Here is a 21245-nt window from a genome sequence, read left to right on the forward strand (position 1 = left end):
TAACGCCCAAAATGAAGGTGGTCAAGAGAAAATGGGAGTTAATCAGTATGAATAACGCCCAAAAATAAAGTGCTCAAGAGAAAATGGGAGTTAATCAGGGGGAATTACGCCCAAAATGAAGGTGGTCAAGAGAAAATGGGAGTTAATCAGTGGCAATAAAGCCCAAAATGAAGAGGCACAAGAGAAAATGGGAGTTAATCAATGTAATAACGCCCAAAATGAAGGTGGTCAAGAGAAAATGGGAGTTAATCAGCGGGAATAACGCCCAAAATGAAAGTGCTCAAGAGAAGAAGGTGGTCAAGAGAAAATGGGAGTTAATCAGTGGCAATAGCGCCCAAAATGAAGGTGGTCAAGAGAAAATGGGAGTTAATAAAGGGGAATTACGCCCAAAATGAAGGTACTCAAGAGAAACTGGGAGTTAATCACGAGGATTAACTCCCAAAATGTAGATGTCTAAGAGAAAACAGCGGTTAATCACAAAAAGGCGGTTTCCAAGAGAGTCTATAAATCATTATTCCGTTTCATGGAGGCAGGAGATCTACCCTTTACTGCGCCTAACAGGCATCGTGCAGCAGCGGAAGGCACCTCCGGATTTAATGATTTCAGTAATGTCTACCTCAATGACTTCATAGCCCCTGGACCTGAGCTCTTTATTGACATTCTTATTAATCGGTAGACTGAAGATTTTTTTATTGCCGATAGAGAGGACGTTGGTTCCGAGCGTGAATTGCTCCTCTTCCGATACTTTTATTAAATCATAGCGTGATTCCAGCATTTTGACTTTTTCCCCATGGATCTCTCCCGGAAAGATAAGAGCTTCCTCCGGTGAAATAATATTGAATACACAATCAAGATGCAGATATGTATCAGTGAAAGGGATGGATACAACATCATAATCGGGCATAAGGCTGCGAAGATGCTCGATCGCTTCTTCGTGGGTACGGCTGCTCACTCCTGCAAATATCGTTTGGCCATCGATCAGGACGTCTCCTCCCTCTATGCGGTCTCCCGTAAGATTGTAAAAAGGAACCTGGTTTACTTCCAGCCATTGCTTCAGAACATTTTCTTCTCCTTGCCGAATGTCTGCCGCCATTTCTGCAACATATACCTTTTCTCCAAGTGTAAATCCGATATCACGGGTAAAAACCTGTTCAGGATATTTTTCAAGCGAGGGCAGCAAAACCACATTGATTCCCTGATCCTTTAATGCACTGACAAAATGTTTGTGCTGTTTCATGGCTGTATCTATATTAATTCCTTCTTTTTCATAATGCTTTTGTGTTTCATTAATTGTATCTACAATCGTCATGTACTTCGGTTCACATAACACCACTTGTTCAAGTTTGTCATATTCTGAAAAGCATGCAGCTTTTATTTGTCCAGACATTGTGATCCTCCCAGCGATATATTCTTAAGATAATATTGCCTATGAAAAGCGGTTTTACTCCGTGAAAGTGCAAATATTAACAAAAATTCCCACTACAAAAAAGGTTTAAAAACCCTGATAATGAAATCATTAGATATAAAGGGGGTAGCTGTTAAATGTACCAAATCGAGAAAGGATCAATGGAAGAAGTTTTGCTGCATCTTCAAAATATTGGACTGCAACTAAATGAATTCGAGAAATCAAATGATTCTATTCCGGTGAAAAATTATAAAGAACTGCTGGAATTCAGCATCTCCATTGCCCGCCGCACAAACGATGTTTCTGATACGATTGATGAGATTATCCAGGATATCGAATCCAAATTATAAATATATATAAGGGTATCTTATTTTGCCATTTGACATAAAAAAGCGATGCATCCGCATCGCTTTTACTTTAATCCTTATCTTCATCCACATAGCCGTCAGTCTGATGATACGGCACATCACCGAAAGGTGCTTCGATATCATTTTCATCCAGCATCGCTTCATACTCTTCCTGTTTCTTGGAAGGATACACTTTTCTCCCCTTGCCTTCAAGGTCATTTCCGATAAACGTCTCATAATCTTCTGTAAACCCTTCATCATCATGCCCTTCATTATAAAGAGAATTATAATCTTCATAGTCGCCTCTTAAGTCAGAGGGTGTCTCAGAAGTGCCAAAACGGGCAACTTCCTGGAAGCTGTCTTCGTTATCCACAACTTCTCTAAATTGATGATGCTGAAAGGTATTCCCGTGTGCAGGTTCAAGCACATCTTCTTCAACAGGACGGTCCCCGGGCACGTTTTGCTCTGGACTATGTTCCTTGCAGTAAAGGGTTGCTGGAATCACTTCAAGCCGATCATATGGAATTTCGGAACCGCACTCTTTGCATTTGCCGTATGAACCATCTTCCATTGCCTGCAGTGCTGCATTTACTTTATTCAGTTCAGAGTCATGATGTTCTTCTAAAGCAAAATCCTTTTCACGCTCATAAAGTTCAGAACCCATATCGGCTGGATGGTTGTCATAAAGGGATAGCTCTCCTACTGTGTCTCTGGCACTCGCACCTTCCAGACTTCCTTCTTTATTGCCTTGAAGCTGGGATTCCAGTGATTTTTTTTCATCATTCAATTCTTTTTTTAAATGGCTGATTTGTTCATTGGTCAACATATTATGTCACATCCTTGGATTTGATAAATTTTATACAAGGCCTGCTCATGCCAGAGTCAAGCCCAAAATAAAGCCGAGCTTTGCCGCTCTTGCTCTGCTGAGTATTAAAAATCTTAGTCCATATGGGTTTAGTATGGACGTAGTTGGCAAAATCATAACGGAAGAAAAAATTTTAGGGTCAAGCATCTTCCTTAAATAAAAAATACCCGTTAAAAATGGGATGAAACCAAGAGGGTGCTTTCTGCTGTTTTTTTCCAAACAAAAAACCCCTGCTATAAAAGCAGAGGTTCCATTTAATTATAAAAGATATCCGATAAACAAGCCTACTGATAAAAGAAAGCCAAAGATTGTATTTGTCTGGGCAGTGGCTTTCATCGCAGGCATCATTTGCATAGGCAGTGTTTTTCCGATGAAGCCTTTCGTTGCTTTAATGGCCTTGGGCGCACTTAGAACAACAATTGCAAGCCATGGTGTTATGATGTTCATGGCAATCAATATGAAAACCCATGCATACGAAACGATGAACATTGCGGCAAGCAGCTTAATTGCTCCTTTTTTCCCTAAAAGAATTGCCAATGTTTTGCGGCCGAATTCCTTGTCGCCGTCCAGGTCTCTGATATTATTGGCCAGCAGAATGGCGCCAACAAGAATCAAAATAGGGAAGGAAACTAAAACACTTGTTGCAGTTACGGTTCCTGCCTGAATGTAAAAAGAAATTAGGATGATCAGCATGCCCATGAAAAAACCTGCAAATAATTCACCAAATGGTGTGTACGCTATCGGAAGCGGACCGCCTGTATATAAATATCCTACTGCCATGGAGGCCAGTCCAATTGCTGCAATCCACCAGCTTGTGTTCATGCAAATATAGAATCCAAGCAATATCGAAATCCCATACAGGCCAAAAGCCAGGTTCAGAACCGTTTTTGGTTTGATTCCTTCCCGTACAATAGCCCCGCCAATTCCGACAGAGTCTTCCGTATCAAGCCCTCTTTTGAAGTCGTAGTATTCGTTAAACATATTAGTGGCAGCCTGAATCAGCAAGCTTGCTGCCAGCATAGCAAAAAACAGGCCAAAATTTATTTCAGTAAGTTCCATAGCAAGAGCTGTTCCAAGCAGAACCGGCACAAAGGCAGCGGTAAGAGTATGTGGCCTGGTCAGCTGCCACCAGACCCTCCAGTTCTTTGAGTTGGAAGCAGGCGGAAAATTGGTCTGTGCTTGTGGTTGCATGATAACTCTCCCCTTATTTATCTATTCTGTAATGATATCATTAATTGCATCATTCAAACTTGTTTATTTTAACCGATTAACAGGGTATTGTCAAAGTAAACCGCTATATTACCAAACACCTTAAGTTTAGGTAAATAATGCAAGAGTGTCAACGTATTATTGCCGTAAATAGAACCGGTATTTTCCATAAATAAGGAAACCGTAAAGCAGCACATTCCGATGTTAACAGTGCTAATGGCTGAATTGAGTTCAATTCATATTATAGATGCCTAAAGTAAGCTATAATATAATAAGGATGCAAAATGGAATGGCGTGATTGACATCATTGACATTCCCTGAATCACAGGTGTATCTTAGAATAAGTTTAAAGTAGGATAACGGCAATTTAAGCTGTTATTGGAGGGATTTTTTTGGTTACGATACAAGATACGGAACTAAAAGAAGGGATCCAAGAGGCAATTGAGAGGGCCAAATCCTTGTCAAAGCCTGTTTTAGTGAGCGAAGTTCAAAAAATAAATCATATAGACCCCCTTTCTTTTTATGCGGCAGGAAAGAGCCGTTTTTTTGGTGAACGCTTTTTCTGGAAGGATCCTTCTGGTGAAACTTATATAATCGGGCTTGGGATTTGCAAGCAAATTCAGTCAGATCAAAGTACCGGCAGATTTAATCATGTTGAAAAGGAATGGAAGCGTTTTATTAATAACAGCATTATTTTTAACCCTTATGATAAAAATGCTACGGGGCCCGTGATGTTTGGCGGTTTTTCTTTCGATCCTCTAAAGAGGAAAACAAAGCTTTGGTCGAAGTATTCTGATTCCCTTTTTCATGTGCCGACTTATATGTATAGTGAAATGAATGGACAGGCCTTTTTGACAACAAATGTTGTCTGCACTCAGCATGACGGTGATTCTCTTTTTGAAAAGATAGTGGCCGAACGAGGCATGATAATGGCTTCAATCAGCGATTATCATCCTGAGAATGCAAACACTCTTCAGGAAGAAGCAGATATAAATCCGGAAAAATGGATGGAGACAGTAGATGCGGTTGTGGATGAACTTAAATCAGGATCTTTAAAAAAGGTTGTGCTTGCCCGGGAGTCCAGGCTCATCTATGATAAGCCGATCGAGATTGAAAGAGTTCTCTGGAATCTTATGGAGATGCAAAGGGAAAGCTTTATTTTTGCTTTTGAATCGAACGGTGACTGCTTTATTGGAGCCTCTCCTGAACGGCTTATAAAGAAATATGGAGAAAATGTTTTTACAACCTGTCTGGCAGGTTCCATCCCAAGAGGGAAAACAGCAGAAGATGATCATATCCTTGGCGATGCTTTATTGCATGATCAGAAAAATTTAACCGAACATCAATATGTGGTTGATATGATTAAGGAAGCAATGGAGGAATCCTGCTCAGAAGTTGAACTGCCGGATGAGCCGCAGCTGATGAAGATGAGAGATATACAGCACCTTTATACTCCTGTAATAGGTAAAACCAAGAGAGATGCTTCCCTTCTTGCTTTAGTTGACCGTCTGCATCCGACTCCTGCTCTTGGAGGCCTGCCTAAGAGAGAAGCAGTGGAAAAAATAAGAGAAGTAGAAGAACTGGATCGGGGCTTTTATGCTGCTCCATTAGGATGGATGGACTTCAGGGGAAATGGCGAATATGCTGTTGCAATCAGATCTGGTCTTATTCAGGGAAATGAAGCATCCTTATTCGCAGGCTGCGGAGTGGTGCAGGATTCAAATGCCGAAAGCGAGTATCAGGAAACAAAAATTAAATTCCGGCCAATGCTTACGGCTCTTGGGGGTTATGAAAAGTGAATCATCAGGAAGCTTTAACTTCATATATAGCCGCATTTGTGGCTGAATTAGTAAAAAGCGGGGTAGAGGATGTCGTGGTCAGTCCCGGCTCCCGTTCTACCCCAATGGCTATGGTAATGGCAGAGCATCCGGAGCTTCGTGTACATATCCATGTGGACGAGCGATCGGCTGCCTTTTTTGCGTTGGGGATTGCTAAGGCATCCCAAAGACCAGCAGCTTTGCTGTGTACATCTGGAACGGCTGCAGCCAATTACTATCCTGCCATTGTGGAAGCCCAGTATTCCAGAGTGCCGCTAATCGTGCTTACTGCGGACCGGCCTCATGAACTAAGGGATGTTGGCGCTCCTCAGGCGATCGATCAGATTCATTTGTATGGAAAAAATGTAAAATGGTTTGTTGAGATGGCTCCTCCTGAGAATACAGCAGAAATGCTTCGTTATGCCCGCACAGTTTGCGCAAGGGCAGCATCTGCTGCCCAGACCTCACCAGCAGGGCCGGTTCATCTTAACTTTCCTTTCCGTGAGCCTTTAGTGCCGCAGCTTGACCGCAATGATTTATTTGAGCTGAGTGAGCGCACCGAAGGTTATGTAAATATCCATAGTGGCCAGTTTGGTTTGCCTAATGAAGAGTACAAGGAAATGGCACAGATATTTAACTCTGCACAAAAAGGAATTATTGTCTGCGGTCCTCTGGAAAAAGCTGACTTCTCTGCAGCCGTGATTAAGCTGGCGGAAAAGCTCAACTATCCGATCATTGCTGATCCATTATCCCAGCTAAGAAGCGGACTTCACGAAGGAAGCTTCATTATTGATGCCTATGATAGCTTTTTGAAAAACGATGATGCGAAAAAGGCACTCAAGCCGGATGTCATTATACGCTTCGGTGCTATGCCTGTATCGAAGCCATTGACTATTTTCATGAAAGAAAACAGCACTGCCCGCCAGATTATTGTCGATGGAGGCAGGGGATGGCGGGATCCTGCACTGCTCTCAACCGAAATGATTCATTGCGATGAGATTCTATTCTGCGAGTCTGTCACCTCATTTTTAAACACTTCAGAGAATGATGAATTTATTGCTTTATGGAAAAAAATCAATGATCTTACCAGATCAAAGCTTGCGGATATTAATGCAGTGGACGAACTGAGCGAGGGGAAATTATTTTTCCAGCTGGCGGAATTACTGCCGGAAGGCTCTACCCTATTTGTAGGAAATAGTATGCCTATAAGGGATCTGGATACATTCTTCCATTATAATCAAAAGAGCATAAGAGTAATGGCCAACAGGGGAGCAAATGGCATTGATGGCACCGTTTCAACTGCTCTTGGTGCTGGAATGGCATCACAGCCGCTGTATCTAGTGCTTGGTGATTTAACCTTTTTCCATGACTTAAATGGCTTAATTGCCTCTAAGCAGTATGGAATAGATATCAATATATTGCTGATTAATAATAATGGAGGCGGAATCTTCTCATTCCTGCCGCAGGCAAATCACCCCAGAAATTTTGAAAAATTGTTTGGGACACCTCTTGATCTGGATTTTAGCCATGCCATTAAGATGTTTGGCGGCCAATATGATTTAATCTCAGATTGGGAACATTTTATTTCCGCCTTCCAACAGAACATGGACAGATCAGGCATAAAGGTAATGGAAATTACGACAAATCGGGACAGGAATTTAACCGAGCATCGAGAATTGTGGGAATCTGTTTCCCGGGAAATAAGTCGATTGCTGGAAGGGTGAATGCCGATGAAATATGTCATTAATGGAGTCCGATATCATGTCGATACATGGGGAACTGGATTTCCACTTCTGCTTCTCCATGGCTTCACAGGAAATAGTGAAGGGTGGAAAGAGTTCGCTCCCTTCTGGAAGGATCATTCGAAGACAATAGCTTTGGATATCATCGGCCATGGAAAGTCTGGATCACCACCTGATATTGGTCAATATCAAATAGAAGAGTCTGCCGCAGTGATTAACAGTCTATTAGAAAAGATGGGAATCGGGAAGATTGATGTTCTTGGATATTCTATGGGAGGGCGCCTTGCGCTAACTTTTGCGGTCAATTATCCTGAAAAGGTCCGCAAGCTGATTTTGGAAAGTGCAACTCCAGGTCTTAGGACGGAAGCGGAAAGGCATGAAAGAAGGATTCAGGATAAAAAATTGTCTGAAAAGATTCGGCAGGAAGGCATTAAGAATTTTATTGACTATTGGGAGAACATCCCTTTATTTCAAAGCCAAAAAAGTCTTCCGGAAAAAATTCGAACCAGAATAAGATGCCAGCGTTTGGCCAATTCCATTGATGGCCTGGCAAACAGCCTGAACGGCATGGGCACTGGGGTGCAGCCATCCTGGTGGGATGAGCTTGCTCATCTCGAAATGCCAGTCCTTCTAATTACCGGAAACCTGGATCAAAAATTCTGCAGAATTGCGGAAGAAATGTCAAAAATTTTGCCAAATGTCAAGTGGAAGACCGCTGAAGATGCAGGACATGCAATTCATGTGGAGAAACCTGAATTATTTGGTACAATAGTAAGTGGGTTTTTGTCGCAGACAGGGGAGAATAATACAAATGGCAGTAAAGATTGAGGAATGATGTCATTTGATGTAGCGGCAATTAACGCTTTCTAATACATATTAAGGAGGATTTATGTATGTCAGCTGTTGAATGGATTGCAGGAAAACAGTACGAAGAAATCATTTATGAAACATACAATGGAATTGCGAAAATTACGATTAACAGACCGCAAGTCCACAATGCCTTTACTCCAAGAACGGTAATGGAATTAATTGATGCTTTTGCGTACGCACGTGATGATGAAAATGTAGGTGTTATTGTCCTGACGGGTGCCGGAGATAAAGCATTTTGTTCAGGCGGGGATCAATCTGTCAGAGGACATGGCGGATATGTAGGTGACGACCAGATCCCTCGTTTAAATGTACTGGATCTGCAGCGCCTGATCCGTGTTATTCCTAAGCCGGTTATTGCAATGGTAAAAGGCTATGCGATTGGGGGAGGACATGTCCTTCATATCGTATGTGATTTAACGATTGCAGCAGATAACGCTGTATTCGGACAAACAGGCCCTAAAGTAGGCAGCTTTGATGCAGGTTATGGTTCAGGATATCTTGCTAGAATCGTCGGCCATAAGAAAGCACGCGAAATTTGGTATCTGTGCCGCCAGTACGGCGCTCAGGAAGCTTTGGATATGGGGCTTGTCAATACTGTGGTGCCGCTTGAGAAAGTGGAAGAAGAAACAATTAAGTGGTGTGAAGAAATACTGGAGAAGAGCCCGACGGCTATCCGCTTCTTGAAGGCTGCCTTCAATGCCGATACTGATGGGCTTGCAGGAATCCAGCAATTCGCCGGAGATGCAACACTTCTATACTATACAACAGATGAAGCGAAAGAAGGCCGTGACGCATTTAAAGAAAAGCGCAAGCCTGACTTCGGCCAATTCCCGCGTTTTCCTTGATTGAATATTAATTTTTTCAGCTTGATGGCTTGCCATCAGGCTGTTTTTATATGAAAAATCGCATGAAATGAGGAGTATATGATGGAAGCGCAAATAGTACCGAATTTTCTTCAACAGCGAACTTTTTTAACCCCCGATCGCCCTGCCCTTTCCTTTTTGGGGAAAACCTATACATTTTCTGAAGTATATGAGCGTACATACACAATAGCAGGGCAGCTCCAGGCAGCTGGATGCATGAGAGGACAGTTTGCAGGTGTCCTTCTCCGAAATCATGAGGACACTGTTTTTATTCTTTTGGCCCTGCAGCTGCTCGATGTAAAAGCCGTCATATTAAATAACAGGCTGACTGCTGAGGAATTGATTTGGCAAATGAATGATTCGAAGTCCGCTTTCCTTTTAACTGAGAATACTTTTAATGAAGTTAGCCAAAAGGTTGTAAACTCCTTAGGAGAAATTTCGGCAATCTATAAAGAAGATTTATTCAGGAGAGATCCTGATGAGCCGTCAGTAGTAGAAGAAATAAGTCTTGATGAGGTTTGTACCATCATGTATACATCCGGTACAACCGGCAATCCAAAAGGTGTACTGCAAACCTACGGAAATCATTGGTGGAGTGCAGTGGGGTCTGCATTGAATTTAGGGTTGAATGAAAACGACAGCTGGCTGTGTGCTGTCCCGATTTTTCATATTAGCGGCTATTCCATTTTAATGCGGAGCATTATCTACGGCATGAAAATGGTTCTTTTTGAATCTTTCCATGAAGAGAAAGCCATTGAGGCCATTTCCATCGAAAAAGTGACAATCATGTCTGTTGTGAGTACGATGCTGACCAGGGTAGCAGATGCACTTAAAGGTGAAAAGCTGCCGGAGTATTTCAGATGTATGTTATTAGGGGGAGGACCCGCAGCAAAATCTCTTCTTGAAGATTGCAGAGAGAAGGGAATTCCTGTATACCAGACTTACGGAATGACAGAAACTTCGTCCCAGATCGTGACACTGGCTCCGGAATACAGTCTCAGCAAATTAGGTTCGGCCGGTAAACCTTTATTCCCTTCCCAGCTGAAAGTTGCTGATCCAAATGGGAAGCATGCTGATCCCGGAGAAGCGGGCGAAATTCTTGTAAAAGGTCCAAATGTGACAAAAGGGTATTTAAACCGGAAAGAGGAAACAGCAGAAAAACTAAAGGGTGGCTGGCTTTCAACTGGAGATATTGGATATGTGGATAAAGAAGGATTCTTATATGTGCTTGATCGGCGGTCAGATTTAATCATTTCAGGCGGTGAAAATATCTATCCGGCTGAAGTCGAGGGTGTGCTTGTTTCACACGCCCAAATATCGGATGCAGGGGTTATCGGCATGAAGGACGATGTTTGGGGTGAGGTGCCTGTAGCCTTTATCGCTGGAGACGAGAATCTGGATGAAAAAGAAGTGATGAAGTACTGCTTTGAGAAGCTGGCAAAGTATAAAGCACCTAAAAAACTCATCATCATTAATGAAATCCCTAGGAACGCTTCAAAAAAGATATTAAGAAGAAAGCTTCGGGAACTGCTTGAGGAAAGCGGGAATTAGCATGGATATCAAGACAATTACTTTATATAAAATCAAGATGCCTTTGAAAACACCTTTTTCCACGCATTTAGGGACAGTGAAGGATAGAGAGGGAATTATTATTGAGGTAATCGATCAAGAAGGACGGAAAGGCTACGGTGAAGGAGTCGCTTTTTCTTCACCCTGGTATACGGAGGAAACGGTTGAAACGAGCTATCATATGCTAAAAGAATTCCTTATCCCAATAATGCGTAATGCGGATATAAAGCATCCTTCAGAAGCGGGCCGCGTTTTTGACGCTTTCAGAAGGAATCAAATGGCGAAAGCGGCACTTGAAACGGCTTTATGGGACTTGGCAGCCAAAAAAGAAGATATTTCTCTATCAAAATATATAGGAGGCCAGCGGGAATTGATTCCATCCGGCGTGGTTGTTGGCGCTAAAACAAAGGAAGAAGTAAGAAGGCAAATTGAATACTATCTGGAGAGCGGCTATCAAAGGGTAAAAATAAAGATCAGCCCGGCGAACGATTATGAATTTATTTCAGAGATCCGCCGCTTTTACCCTGATCTGCCAATCATGGCAGATGCAAATTCAGCTTACTCATTGGACGATATAGAACATTTAAAAAGGCTTGATGATTTTGGGCTGCTGATGATTGAACAGCCGCTGGAATATGATGATATTGTTGATCATGCAAAGCTTCAGAAAGAACTGAAAACACCAATTTGCCTGGATGAGAGTATTGTCACCTTTAATGATGCCAGGAGAGCTGTCGAGCTGGGAAGCTGTAAAGTCATCAATATTAAGATTGGCCGGGTTGGAGGTCTGGGAACAGCAAAGAAGATTCATGATTATTGTCTGGATAAAGGGATCCAAGTCTGGTGTGGAGGCATGCTGGAGTTTGGAATCTCCCGTGCACATAATATTGCTCTTGCCTCCATGGAGGGCTTTTCCATTCCTGGAGATATCTCAGCCTCGGGCAGGTATTGGGAAGAAGACATCATTCTGCCCGAAGTCACCGTGGAAAACGGGATGATAAAAGTTCCTGATAAACCGGGAATCGGTTATGAAATTAATGAAAAAAGGCTGAATGAAGTTTCCACCTCTAAAGATAGCATTGCTTTATAAGTAAAAAACCGCAGTTCTGCTTTTGGCAGATTTGCGGTTTTCGTTATATTGCAAAAAAATAGACGCATTATCAGCGCCCTTTATTTATAAATTATTGCGTAATTTCGTCTTTAATAAATGAATCCTCTTTAATGGCAAAGGAGCTTAATCCAGCAGCAGCGGCAAAAGCAGCTCCAAGCAAAATAATGGTTGATAACATATGTATCACTCCTATAAGTTGTTGTTACTCTATACATTCCCGGTAGGAATCTTAATAAACTTGTTTTTATAAAAAACACAAAAGCGATGCATAAAATGCACCGCTTTTGCAGCATTTCGCCTAACCATCCAATGAAATGCGTACCAGCAATCCGATAGCACCCGGAAGGTGCTGTCACCCATTAAAGGTCATGAGGCTCAAACGTTTTGCAGTCTGTTTCTTTGCTGTTGTCTGCGGTTTCTCCAGTATGGCTGACTACGTATATTTGGTCTGCACTGCATCGGTTCCCATTTTTCCAGAAAGCGCAGTTGTTAACTTCACATAAAACGTCTTTTGCCATTTTCAAACACCTCTTATCAGAAAATTGTGACCACATTAAAATTGACAAATTTGCGGAGCATGTCACTTCTTTATTTTCTGCAGTGCTTTACTGTTCAGTCATGGCATTTGCAGGAATATCATGCCGGATCTTTAGTTTGTTTTTGCCGCAAATATCGTTTGTCGTTCATGAAAAGGCTCCAAAAGTATATGAACCCAGGGAAAAGTATTAGGAATCCTGCGATATAGGTGGCAAATATGGCCCGGAATGAGCTCGGATCTGTAAACGCAGAAGCAATAGTCACTTCAGGGTATACAATATAGGGCAGATGAGCTTTTCCATATACATAGCTGGCAGCAAGGTATTGGAGGGTTATGGAAATAACCGCCAATCTGGGAATTCCCCTAACTCCTTTTTTGTTTACGGACGGAAGGAACAGTGCCAGTCCTCCTATTAGAAAGAATCCAAGAGACAGTAAAAGCAAAGGCAAATCATCGATCATCTTTTCATAAATCCAAAATGCTTCCCTTTTTAAAGTAAACATAATAAGAAATGCCATTATGATTGAAACCGGTCCAAGCATGATTGCATCCCTGCGGTACACTGAGTAAGCTTCCATCTCTTCCGAGGCTTTTGAGTAGTCAGCGAGTAGAAGGGAAGACAAAAACAGTGTGCTGCTGATGGCAAAACCAATAAAAGCATATTCATTCGGGCTAGTAAAAAGATGCGCAAGGTCCAGAGATTGCCTGCCATCAGTAAATTCAACAAAATCTCCATGGGTGATGGGCAAAACGCTAATCAGCAATCCGGGGATAAGGATTCCGGATAGGCCTGAAATATAGGTGAGCGGCTTCCTGTATTCTTCCGCAATGTTGGAAAACACGAGGAATGCACTTCGGATCGCAAGTAATAGCAATATGATGCTGCCTGGTATTAGAAGTACAGTTCCCAGTGTATAGGCTGCAGTTGGAAAAAGGCTATAGACTGCCACTACAATTGCGACGATAAAGGTGTTTGTCACTTCCCAGGTAGGAGACAAATAACGATTCGCCACATTTGCCGCCTTTATTTTGGGCAGATTGAAGTAAATCATGGACCAGAAGCCTGCGCCGAAATCCATTGTTGCCATTACCGCATATATGAAGACGAATCCCCATAACACTGTGATGGCAAGTAATTCTTCAGCCATTGGATTCACTCCTTCATGTATTTGATCCGTATAGAGGAACGTTTTTCTGTTCGGCTCTATTTATATCATCTATTACGGTATTCTTTTTGAAGTAATATAGCATAACAAACACAACTGCCACCCCAAGCACTACATATACCAGGGCAAAGAGAATAAATAATATCCCCAGATTTTCAGCGGTCGTAACAGAATCAGCAGTGGACAGCACCCGGTAGATGGTCCAAGGCTGACGTCCGGTACAGGCAAATACCCAGCCAAATTCTATTCCAAGAACTGCTAGCGGCCCTGAAGCAACAAATGCCCACATGAGGACCCGCGGAAAATGATTTTTTTTCAGAAACTTATTCCATACGAAAGCGATTAAGGATAAAAATATCAGCAATGAACCAATTCCGACCATGGCATTAAAGAGAGTATGAACAAAAAGTGGAGGCCATTCTTCTTCCGGAAAGTCATTCAGACCCACTACAACGGTGTCAAAGCTGTTGCCCGCCAAAAAGCTTAGTGCCCACGGAATTTCGATTCCCCACTTAACCCCCTGTGTTTCACGGTCTGTAAATCCGCCGATTGCAAGGGGCGCATAGGATTGTGTTTCAAACAGCCCCTCTGCTGCTGCAAGTTTTTCCGGCTGATACTCATGCAGATATTGAGCCGATTCATGGCCGTTTAAAGCTGTTAAAAATGAAAAAATTCCGCCGACAATCAGGCTCAGCATAAGTGCTTTCTTATGAAAGTTATATACTCGTGTTCCGAATGGAGTTCTCAGCATTTTGAAAGCAGCAACTGACGCTACAACAAATGCGCCTGTTGTGTAAGCTGATAGTGCCACATGGCCAGCTGTAACGATAAAGCTTGGGTTAAAAAACGCAGCCCATGGATCCACATCGACAATTTCCCCATCGACAATCCTGAAGCCCTGTGGTGTTCCTTCAAATGCGTGAACATTGGTTATCAGAACAGCAGAGGCGAAAGCGCCAAGGGCAACCAGCACAAGGCTTGATATACGCATCCATGGAGGAATTCTTTCGGCAGCATACACATAAATTGACATAAATAAAGCTTCAATAAAAAAAGCGTAAATTTCAATCTGGAATGGCAAAGCCATCACCTTGCCGATAACCTCCATAAAACCAGGCCAGAGAAGGGAAAGCTGCGTTCCTGCTATGGTTCCTGTCGGAATTCCTACTCCAAGAAGCACTGCAAATGCCTTGGTCCACCGTTTTGCCATAATGACGTAATCATGATCCTTCGTTTTCTGGTAAAGAAGTTCCGCTGTCAGCATCATCAGTGGCAAGCCAACTCCAATCGTTGCAAAAATAATATGAAAGCCCATTGTAGTCCCAAATAAAGACCTTGCAATCAATAAATCACTCAATGCATTTTCATCCCTTCAATTTCTTCAATGGAAATAGTTTCTTCAAAAACCAGCCAACTATGTAAACTTTTCCTGTATTAGCTATATTAAGGAAACGAAAAAACCTCCCAATGTGGGAGGTTAGTGAGAACTTATTCGTTCAGCGCTTTTTTCAATGAATCCAGATTATCTTCCATAAGTGTAAAATAAGTTTGATTTTCTGATATATTTTCTTCTGTAAGGACCGATAAATTATGAAGCATTAAAGGTTCTGCACCGATTTCTTTTTGCAGAATTTCAGTCAGTCTTGAGCTGACATTCTGTTCAAAAAAGACATATTTCAAGTCATGTTCTTTGGCTTCCGCAATGATTTTCTGCAGTTCTTTCTGAGTAGGCTCGCTGGAAGAATTTAAACCCGATACACTGATTTGATCTAAACCATATCGTTCTTCCCAATATCCATATGCTGCGTGTGAAACAATGAATTCCTTATGCTCAGCATTTTGAACTGTCTGCTCAAAGTCATTATGGAGAAGATCCAGCTCCTGGGCAAGCTCCAGATAATTCTGTTCAAACTGCTCTTTCTGTTGAGGCATCTGCTCAACTAAAGCATCTTTAATTGATTCAGCCAATTCCTTGGAGTATAAAGGATCCAGCCAAACATGGGGGTCGATATCTCCATGGCTATGATCATGACCTTCTTCAGATTCTCCTTCATGTTCATGGCCATCTTCAGATTCAGCTCCGTGCTCATCAGCATGTTCTTCTTCATGTTCAGCTTCATCAGCATGTTCTTCGGCTTCATGCGCAGGATCATGATTTTCATCTGAGTGAACAAACTCAATATTTTCTCCTGCGGCCACCATTTTAACTTTCTCATTTTTCAATGTTTCTTTTGCTTTTTCCACAAAGCCTTCAAGACCGAGTCCTATAAAAATAAAAAGATCTGAATCAGCCAGCTTCATCATATCTTTTTGTGATGGTTCAAAAGTATGTTCATCCGACCCGGGAGGATAGATGGTTTCAACTTCTAACGCATCCCCTCCGATTCGTTCAGTAAAATATTGAAGCGGGTATACCGTTGTATAAACCGTAGTTTTATTGCTGCTGTTTTCTTCTGGCTTATCGTCTGAGCAGCCTGATAGAACTAAGATTAGGCCTAAAATAAATACTAAAAATTTCTTTGTCATTTTCTCTTTCTCCTCCTTTAGTAAAACGTAGTTATTACGATTTAAAGCACGGACTATATTTTTAAATAATGTTTATTAGGGCAGTTAATTGCAGCAGTCAGCGTCCAAGTGATTAATAATACGTAATCATTACGATTTCCCTTAGTTATCTTACATAATTTCCAGCCAAAAAGCAAGAATAAAAATTTGTTTGAAGCTCCAGCTTTATGTATCATAAATATAGATGCCTGTTAAAGGTCATCATTAGTATTGACATCTTTTTGTCAAGTATTGCAGCATTTATGCCTGCTCAAAGCAAAAAAATACATAAAAGTCAGGGAGTGGAACAATTGAAACTTTTAGAAGAAATCTTAAACCATAACCAGCAGTTTGTTGAAGAAAAGAAGTATGAAGAGTTTGAAACAACGAAATTCCCTAATAAGAAAATGGTTATCTTGACTTGTATGGACACTCGTTTAGTGGAGCTTTTGCCAAAAGCGCTCAATGTAAGAAATGGTGATGTGAAAATTATCAAAAATGCGGGAGCTTTAGTAACACATCCGTTTGGAAGTATTATGAGAAGCATCTTAGTAGCTGTTTACCAGCTGCAGGCAAAAGAAGTGTTTGTTATTGGCCATCATGACTGTGGCATGAGCGGAATGAAAGCAGATGCGGTTGTCAGCAGCATGAAGGAGAGAGGCATTACTGAGGATGCATTGGATACGATGACATACTCAGGAATCGCTGCAGAAGACTGGCTAAGAGGCTTTGAAAATGTAGAGGATAGTGTGTCCCATAGCGTCCATATGGTGAAAAAGCATCCATTGATGCCGGCAGATGTGCCTGTGCATGGGCTTGTTATTCATCCTGGCACAGGCAAGCTTGATTTGGTAGTGGACGGATACGAGGGTTAATTCTTTTTGGGCCATTCCTCCGGAACAAGGTCAACACCGCCTGGATGAAAGGGATGACATTTAAGGATCCGTTTTATAGTCAGCCAGCCGCCCTTTAAGGCGCCAAATCGCTTAACAGACTCCAGCCCATAATGGGAACATGTCGGATAAAAACGGCATGTTGGAGGCTTTAGCGGTGAAATCGCAATTTGATAGAAACGAAATATCGAAATCATTATTTTTTTTAACATGGCATTACCTTTCCTGGTTAAATCATATTTTCTTTTAAAATAACATATAATCGTGAAAACGTCATAATTTTCATATTAATTTGATGAATTTAGTCGGATATTGCGTTATAATAAAAGGAAAACTTTAGGGGAGTGTTTTGAATGCCTTCAGTAGAAAGTTTCGAGTTGGATCACAATGCTGTTAAAGCTCCATACGTGAGGCACTGCGGTGTCCATAAAGTGGGAAGTGACGGTTTAGTTAACAAGTTTGATATCCGTTTCTGTCAGCCAAATAAGCAGGCGATGAAGCCGGATGTCATTCATACACTTGAGCATCTGCTCGCTTTTAATATCCGTACGCATGCAGAGAATTATGATCATTTTGATATTATTGATATTTCCCCGATGGGATGCCAGACAGGCTATTATTTAGTCGTTAGCGGAGAGCCGTCAGTTGAAGAAATAATCGATCTGCTTGAAGCTACAATGCAAGATGCGGTTGAAATAACCGAGATTCCTGCTGCAAATGAGAAGCAATGCGGACAGGCAAAGCTTCATGACCTTGAAGGCGCAAAACGTCTTATGAGATTCTGGCTGGATCAATCGAAGGATGAATTGAAACAGGTTTTTGCATAATGAAAACGGGCTGACTGGTCAGCCCGTTTTTATAATAAGATAAGAATAAAATTTTGTAAGCCGATAACTGCATGATTTATAAAATCGGCGATAAGAGTCTTGAAATGGATTCTTTCAATTTGATTTTTAAGGCTCTATTTCTGTAATCTTCTGCAGTAAGGTTAGTTGATAGCTGGACATCTTTCTGAAAGCTCTCAGTCAGTTCTTTCGAAACGTCCTCATCATATATAAAGGCATTTACCTCAAAATTCAGCCTAAAGCTTCTAACATCTATATTCGCGGTTCCAACCGACGAAACTTTCTCGTCAACAATCAAGGTTTTTGCATGGATAAAGCCATTCTCATATATATAGATGTTCGCATTAGCTTTTAACATTTCTCCTATATAGGAGTAGGTTGCCCAATAAACAAACATATGGTCAGGCTTGTTTGGTACCATAATGTTCACTTCCACCCCTGATAATGCAGCTATTTTCAATGCATCCAGTAGACTAGCGTCCGGAATGAAATAGGGAGTTTGGATATAAATAGATTTACGGGCCGATGAAATCATTTTTATATACCCATTTTTAATCTGTTCCCATTCCGAATCAGGACCGCTGGTAACAATTTGCATCCCTACGCTATCTCGAGACTCGGTCAGTGGAAAATACTTAGGAGCATAGTAAATATCATGGCGGTGCGAAGCCTGGTTCCAGTCCAGGATAAAGCGGGTCTGCAGGGAATGGACAGCACTCCCTCTAATTCTTAAATGAGTATCACGCCAATACCCAAACTTTGGATTTAGCCCGAGGTATTCATCCCCGACATTAAACCCTCCAACATATCCAATTCGGCCGTCAATAATGGCAATCTTGCGATGGTTCCGGTAATTAATTCTCAAGTTGATAAAGTGCAGCCGGGAAGGGAAAAAGGCTTCAATTTCCCCTCCTGCCGCAATCAGCTCTTTAAACGCCCTTTTATGCAGGCTTCTTGAACCCAGTTCATCATAGAGAAGCCTTACTTTTACGCCTTCTTTTGCCTTTTCCGTCAAAAGATTGATTAAGCTTTTCCCCAGATTATCTCTCTTGAAGATATAATACTGCAGATGGATGTGATCGGCTGCATTTTTGATGTCCTCCACAAGCGAATTGAACTTCTCTTTCCCATCTGTAAAAATCCTGACCTCGTTGTCCTGGGTTAATACCGAATCATTATTGACAAGATGCATATATATAAGGTCCTTGGAGTTTTTAATTATGTCATTTCGAAAATGGAAATCCTTTTCCTTGATTCCTCTGATTTGATTGTTCAGCAGTTCATCAATTCCAATCTTTTTGCGGTCTTCCCATTGAAACATCTTTCTTCTGGTTAAATTCTGCCCAAAGAAGAGGTACATGAAAAAACCAAGAAGAGGAAGAAAGAACAAAACCATGAGCCAGGCCCATGTGGCACCTGCATCCCTTCGCTCCAGAAAGATAACAAATGCTGCCAGGATAATATTTAATACTAGAAATACTGTAAGCATCATGGAGTATATATCCATCTCAATGTCCTCTCATTACATGTATATTATTTCCGTCCATTAAAAGGAAAACCTCCGGCTATACGGAGGCTGTATATATAATAGCGTATGCTTATGAACGGTTTTGGTTATCTTCTTGGTCTTCTTTAGCCTCTTTTTGTTCCTGCTCGCTGTCAGGAAGCGGATCAACTGGGTCTACCGTATGTTTGAATTGGTAAGCTTTTGAAGTGGTAATGACGCTTAAAAGCAGTACCACGATCACAATGATAATCGATATGACTAATACCGTATACATGTTTCTCCCCCTTTTCTATCAATATTTTACCATGAAAGCAGCTCTTTCATGAAAGATTTCGCAATCACCAAGGTACAGGTTTGATTTTTGTTAATGTGGGTAATCTATTGTTGGGAGGATGATTTATATGAGTAAAGAATTGGTAAAGGCTGTTAACCAGCAAGTAGCAAACTGGACTGTTCTGTATGTAAAGCTTCACAATTACCATTGGTATATTAAAGGGAAAAACTTTTTTACCCTTCATGCAAAATTTGAAGAACTTTATAATGAAGCCAACGTACATGTTGATGAACTGGCTGAGAGAATCCTGGCTCTTGAAGCCAAGCCGGTTGCGACTATGAAGGAAGTTCTTGAGACCAGTTCTCTCGAAGAAGCGACAGGAAAAGAAAATGAAGAAGAGATGGTCCAATCTGTCGTTGATGACTTCGAAAAAATGGTGGACGAGCTTCAGGAAGCCATTGAGCTAGCAGAAGAAGCCAAAGATGAAGGAACAGGCGACATGCTGATTGCTGTAAAGCAAAGCTTAAAGAAACATATTTGGATGCTAAAAGCATACCTTGGCTAATAAACAAAGACTGGCTGGAAAGCTGGTCTTTTTGTATGCAAAAAAAAAAGAGGGAGTGCCTTCGGAACAAATCTAAACCGGGTTCCTTACCTTTGTGCTTACCTTACTCCCGGCGTGTAGGTACAATAAAACAAAAAGCGGCTTATCGCCGCCTTAAATAATATGGATAGTGAATAATTCCGGATATGTATAGTTTAGTGTATGTTACGGTGATGAATGATTGGGCTTCTGCGCTGGCCGTAATTCTCACTGGCAAATTTCCCTTTTAAGCTCTCAATCAGATAAAGCCCCATTAAATCATATAATTCCTGATTTTCGAGATCCTTGATGATATTCAGCAGGTCTTCTCTGTCCATTTCTTCTAAGAAGGCAAAAGCGAGCATATCGATATCCTCTTCATCACCTGTCAGCTTATTCCTGTAAAGTTCATATAGCTCATCAATCAGTTTCATGATAACACCTCCTTAATAATGCGCCTGTTTTATTTAGTATACTTAATTTAATACCCCTGATGCAGGAAAATATTCACCCGGATAAATTGAGAAGCCGTTTCCCATTTATTTAACTTAGTATATGTAAGCTTATGAAGAATGATCGTAATTTCGTATAATTTTATCATAAATGTGGGATACGATAACTATAGAAATGAAAAAGTAATGATATTTAAGATAAAGCAACCGGTGTTGAAGCTGTGTCACAGGAATGAACAAAAAAGGGGCTGACATGATTGGAAGGGAATAAAAAGACGTATTATATAACGCTTGGTTCTGGGGAGATTTCGCAAAGTGCCACTGGCTCAACATGGAATTTTAAAATAGAGGCAACAGATGATGAAATCATTTCCTTAAGAGAATATTTTGACCAGAACTATTCAACTGAGTGGCAGAATTTTTACAGGGCCCATGTTCCTTATGTTCAATACCATTATGACCGTGAAAATGATGCTTATGATGATACAATGAAGAAAATTTATGGAATGATTTATGATCTTGGAGATGATGAAGCAAGAAAGCATATTGAAAGCATGGGGATCCTCACCGAAGAGGAACATAAATAAGAAAAACGGAAGCGCATCGCCCACCCCCTGCACCTGAATGGGGCAGGTGGAAAGCTCT

At 41.3% G+C, this 21245-nt stretch carries 25 protein-coding genes; 13 read left to right on the forward strand and 12 right to left on the reverse strand.

The genetic code is table 11. The features are described from left to right. Positions 1–115: 115 nt before the first annotated feature. Entirely contained in the window at positions 116–262 is a 147-nt protein-coding gene (locus tag NR125_RS26690; protein WP_157380198.1) for a hypothetical protein, read from the forward strand. Beyond that, positions 219–395: a hypothetical protein gene (locus tag NR125_RS26695; RefSeq protein WP_256816494.1), complete on the forward strand. Its 177-nt coding sequence runs from the start codon at positions 219–221 to the stop codon at positions 393–395. The genes NR125_RS26690 and NR125_RS26695 overlap by 44 nt, the downstream gene beginning before the upstream one ends. A 143-nt stretch (positions 396–538) precedes the next feature. Here the strand turns inward: NR125_RS26695 and NR125_RS26700 are convergent, their stop codons facing one another. Continuing rightward, positions 539–1387, reverse strand: a complete 849-nt coding sequence (locus NR125_RS26700; RefSeq protein ID WP_009333416.1) for a dimethylarginine dimethylaminohydrolase family protein — start codon at positions 1385–1387, stop codon at positions 539–541. A 155-nt stretch (positions 1388–1542) separates the two neighbouring features. Between NR125_RS26700 and NR125_RS26705 the strand changes: the two genes are divergently transcribed. Then, a complete protein-coding gene (locus NR125_RS26705) occupies positions 1543–1755 on the forward strand; it encodes a hypothetical protein (protein WP_009333415.1) in 213 nt (70 codons plus the stop codon). A 67-nt stretch (positions 1756–1822) separates the two neighbouring features. On the opposite strand, the gene NR125_RS26710 is transcribed toward NR125_RS26705, so the two are convergent. Genes NR125_RS26710 through NR125_RS26720 form a run of 3 tightly spaced genes read right to left on the reverse strand, consistent with a single transcriptional unit; the run spans position 1823 to position 3808 of the window. Then, on the reverse strand, positions 1823–2578 hold the full coding sequence (locus tag NR125_RS26710; protein ID WP_009333414.1) for a TraR/DksA C4-type zinc finger protein: 756 nt from the start codon (positions 2576–2578) through the stop codon (positions 1823–1825). Positions 2579–2623: 45 nt separating this feature from the next. Continuing rightward, on the reverse strand, positions 2624–2836 hold the full coding sequence (locus NR125_RS26715) for a hypothetical protein (RefSeq protein ID WP_019382991.1): 213 nt from the start codon (positions 2834–2836) through the stop codon (positions 2624–2626). Positions 2837–2875: 39 nt separating this feature from the next. After that, positions 2876–3808, reverse strand: coding sequence for a 1,4-dihydroxy-2-naphthoate polyprenyltransferase (locus tag NR125_RS26720; RefSeq protein WP_009333413.1), 933 nt, complete (start codon positions 3806–3808; stop codon positions 2876–2878). Between the two features lie 410 nt (positions 3809–4218). Here NR125_RS26720 and NR125_RS26725 point away from each other — a divergent pair, with 410 nt between their 5' ends. From NR125_RS26725 to menC, 6 genes are all read left to right on the forward strand, one after another. After that, on the forward strand, positions 4219–5625 hold the full coding sequence (locus NR125_RS26725) for an isochorismate synthase (RefSeq protein WP_192907815.1): 1407 nt from the start codon (positions 4219–4221) through the stop codon (positions 5623–5625). Continuing rightward, complete coding sequence (gene menD / locus NR125_RS26730) at positions 5622–7367, forward strand: 2-succinyl-5-enolpyruvyl-6-hydroxy-3-cyclohexene-1-carboxylic-acid synthase (protein WP_192907814.1); 1746 nt, start codon at positions 5622–5624, stop codon at positions 7365–7367. Before NR125_RS26725 ends, menD begins: the two co-directional genes overlap by 4 nt. A 6-nt stretch (positions 7368–7373) precedes the next feature. Beyond that, positions 7374–8213, forward strand: a complete 840-nt coding sequence (menH, locus tag NR125_RS26735; protein WP_009333410.1) for a 2-succinyl-6-hydroxy-2,4-cyclohexadiene-1-carboxylate synthase — start codon at positions 7374–7376, stop codon at positions 8211–8213. Positions 8214–8278: 65 nt separating this feature from the next. Then, entirely contained in the window at positions 8279–9100 is an 822-nt protein-coding gene (menB, locus tag NR125_RS26740) for a 1,4-dihydroxy-2-naphthoyl-CoA synthase (protein ID WP_009333409.1), read from the forward strand. An 81-nt stretch (positions 9101–9181) separates the two neighbouring features. Further along, entirely contained in the window at positions 9182–10669 is a 1488-nt protein-coding gene (locus NR125_RS26745; RefSeq protein ID WP_009333408.1) for an o-succinylbenzoate--CoA ligase, read from the forward strand. Position 10670: 1 nt separating this feature from the next. Continuing rightward, a complete protein-coding gene (menC, locus tag NR125_RS26750; protein ID WP_192907813.1) occupies positions 10671–11777 on the forward strand; it encodes an o-succinylbenzoate synthase in 1107 nt (368 codons plus the stop codon). Positions 11778–12157: 380 nt separating this feature from the next. Here the strand turns inward: menC and NR125_RS26755 are convergent, their stop codons facing one another. The 4 genes from NR125_RS26755 to NR125_RS26770 form a co-directional block, all read right to left on the reverse strand. Continuing rightward, entirely contained in the window at positions 12158–12316 is a 159-nt protein-coding gene (locus tag NR125_RS26755) for a DUF1540 domain-containing protein (RefSeq protein ID WP_009333406.1), read from the reverse strand. A gap of 118 nt (positions 12317–12434) precedes the next feature. Beyond that, positions 12435–13484, reverse strand: coding sequence for a cytochrome d ubiquinol oxidase subunit II (locus tag NR125_RS26760; protein ID WP_256816495.1), 1050 nt, complete (start codon positions 13482–13484; stop codon positions 12435–12437). Positions 13485–13497: 13 nt separating this feature from the next. Then, positions 13498–14859 carry a cytochrome ubiquinol oxidase subunit I gene (locus NR125_RS26765; RefSeq protein WP_192907811.1) on the reverse strand — a complete coding sequence of 454 codons (1362 nt, stop codon included), beginning with the start codon at positions 14857–14859 and terminating at the stop codon, positions 13498–13500. Between the two features lie 131 nt (positions 14860–14990). Then, positions 14991–16028: a metal ABC transporter solute-binding protein, Zn/Mn family gene (locus tag NR125_RS26770; protein ID WP_192907810.1), complete on the reverse strand. Its 1038-nt coding sequence runs from the start codon at positions 16026–16028 to the stop codon at positions 14991–14993. Between the two features lie 329 nt (positions 16029–16357). Between NR125_RS26770 and NR125_RS26775 the strand changes: the two genes are divergently transcribed. Beyond that, the gene (locus NR125_RS26775; protein ID WP_026041815.1) at positions 16358–16921 is read left to right on the forward strand and encodes a beta-class carbonic anhydrase; all 564 of its coding nucleotides are present in this window, start codon (positions 16358–16360) and stop codon (positions 16919–16921) included. Here NR125_RS26775 and yidD read toward each other — a convergent pair. Further along, positions 16918–17151, reverse strand: coding sequence for a membrane protein insertion efficiency factor YidD (gene yidD / locus NR125_RS26780; RefSeq protein WP_192907809.1), 234 nt, complete (start codon positions 17149–17151; stop codon positions 16918–16920). The genes NR125_RS26775 and yidD overlap by 4 nt on opposite strands. Before the next feature lie 141 nt (positions 17152–17292). On the opposite strand from yidD, the gene NR125_RS26785 reads away from it, so the two are divergent. Then, positions 17293–17766, forward strand: coding sequence for an S-ribosylhomocysteine lyase (locus tag NR125_RS26785; RefSeq protein ID WP_009333400.1), 474 nt, complete (start codon positions 17293–17295; stop codon positions 17764–17766). A 76-nt stretch (positions 17767–17842) separates the two neighbouring features. Here the strand turns inward: NR125_RS26785 and cls are convergent, their stop codons facing one another. Together cls and ytzI are read right to left on the reverse strand one after the other, a co-directional pair. After that, positions 17843–19291: a cardiolipin synthase gene (cls, locus tag NR125_RS26790; RefSeq protein WP_009333399.1), complete on the reverse strand. Its 1449-nt coding sequence runs from the start codon at positions 19289–19291 to the stop codon at positions 17843–17845. Positions 19292–19382: 91 nt separating this feature from the next. Further along, a complete protein-coding gene (gene ytzI, locus NR125_RS26795; protein ID WP_019383003.1) occupies positions 19383–19565 on the reverse strand; it encodes a YtzI protein in 183 nt (60 codons plus the stop codon). Positions 19566–19692: 127 nt separating this feature from the next. Here ytzI and NR125_RS26800 point away from each other — a divergent pair, with 127 nt between their 5' ends. After that, positions 19693–20130, forward strand: coding sequence for a Dps family protein (locus NR125_RS26800; RefSeq protein WP_071156769.1), 438 nt, complete (start codon positions 19693–19695; stop codon positions 20128–20130). Positions 20131–20324: 194 nt separating this feature from the next. On the opposite strand, the gene NR125_RS26805 is transcribed toward NR125_RS26800, so the two are convergent. Next, entirely contained in the window at positions 20325–20582 is a 258-nt protein-coding gene (locus NR125_RS26805) for a DUF6154 family protein (RefSeq protein ID WP_009333396.1), read from the reverse strand. A gap of 275 nt (positions 20583–20857) precedes the next feature. Here NR125_RS26805 and NR125_RS26810 point away from each other — a divergent pair, with 275 nt between their 5' ends. After that, positions 20858–21187: a hydrolase gene (locus NR125_RS26810; protein WP_192907808.1), complete on the forward strand. Its 330-nt coding sequence runs from the start codon at positions 20858–20860 to the stop codon at positions 21185–21187. The last annotated feature ends 58 nt before the right edge of the window (positions 21188–21245 follow it).

Source organism: Cytobacillus sp. Bac17, from assembly GCF_024519925.1.
Lineage (GTDB): Bacteria > Bacillota > Bacilli > Bacillales > Cytobacillaceae > Cytobacillus > Cytobacillus pseudoceanisediminis.

Excerpts from the sequence above, each read along its gene's own strand:
- NR125_RS26805 (WP_009333396.1), bottom strand. The coding sequence starts at position 20,582 with ATGAAACTGATTGATGAGCTATATGAACTTTACAGGAATAAGCTGACA.
- menC (WP_192907813.1), top strand. The coding sequence starts at position 10,671 with ATGGATATCAAGACAATTACTTTATATAAAATCAAGATGCCTTTGAAA.
- NR125_RS26770 (WP_192907810.1), bottom strand. The coding sequence starts at position 16,028 with ATGACAAAGAAATTTTTAGTATTTATTTTAGGCCTAATCTTAGTTCTA.
- NR125_RS26760 (WP_256816495.1), bottom strand. The coding sequence starts at position 13,484 with ATGGCTGAAGAATTACTTGCCATCACAGTGTTATGGGGATTCGTCTTC.
- NR125_RS26720 (WP_009333413.1), bottom strand. The coding sequence starts at position 3,808 with ATGCAACCACAAGCACAGACCAATTTTCCGCCTGCTTCCAACTCAAAG.
- ytzI (WP_019383003.1), bottom strand. The coding sequence starts at position 19,565 with ATGTATACGGTATTAGTCATATCGATTATCATTGTGATCGTGGTACTG.
- NR125_RS26710 (WP_009333414.1), bottom strand. The coding sequence starts at position 2,578 with ATGTTGACCAATGAACAAATCAGCCATTTAAAAAAAGAATTGAATGAT.
- menB (WP_009333409.1), top strand. The coding sequence starts at position 8,279 with ATGTCAGCTGTTGAATGGATTGCAGGAAAACAGTACGAAGAAATCATT.
- NR125_RS26755 (WP_009333406.1), bottom strand. The coding sequence starts at position 12,316 with ATGGCAAAAGACGTTTTATGTGAAGTTAACAACTGCGCTTTCTGGAAA.
- NR125_RS26700 (WP_009333416.1), bottom strand. The coding sequence starts at position 1,387 with ATGTCTGGACAAATAAAAGCTGCATGCTTTTCAGAATATGACAAACTT.
- NR125_RS26785 (WP_009333400.1), top strand. The coding sequence starts at position 17,293 with ATGCCTTCAGTAGAAAGTTTCGAGTTGGATCACAATGCTGTTAAAGCT.
- NR125_RS26800 (WP_071156769.1), top strand. The coding sequence starts at position 19,693 with ATGAGTAAAGAATTGGTAAAGGCTGTTAACCAGCAAGTAGCAAACTGG.
- yidD (WP_192907809.1), bottom strand. The coding sequence starts at position 17,151 with ATGTTAAAAAAAATAATGATTTCGATATTTCGTTTCTATCAAATTGCG.
- NR125_RS26745 (WP_009333408.1), top strand. The coding sequence starts at position 9,182 with ATGGAAGCGCAAATAGTACCGAATTTTCTTCAACAGCGAACTTTTTTA.
- cls (WP_009333399.1), bottom strand. The coding sequence starts at position 19,291 with ATGGATATATACTCCATGATGCTTACAGTATTTCTAGTATTAAATATT.
- NR125_RS26690 (WP_157380198.1), top strand. The coding sequence starts at position 116 with ATGAAGGTGGTCAAGAGAAAATGGGAGTTAATCAGTGGCAATAAAGCC.
- NR125_RS26695 (WP_256816494.1), top strand. The coding sequence starts at position 219 with ATGAAGGTGGTCAAGAGAAAATGGGAGTTAATCAGCGGGAATAACGCC.
- NR125_RS26705 (WP_009333415.1), top strand. The coding sequence starts at position 1,543 with ATGTACCAAATCGAGAAAGGATCAATGGAAGAAGTTTTGCTGCATCTT.
- menH (WP_009333410.1), top strand. The coding sequence starts at position 7,374 with ATGAAATATGTCATTAATGGAGTCCGATATCATGTCGATACATGGGGA.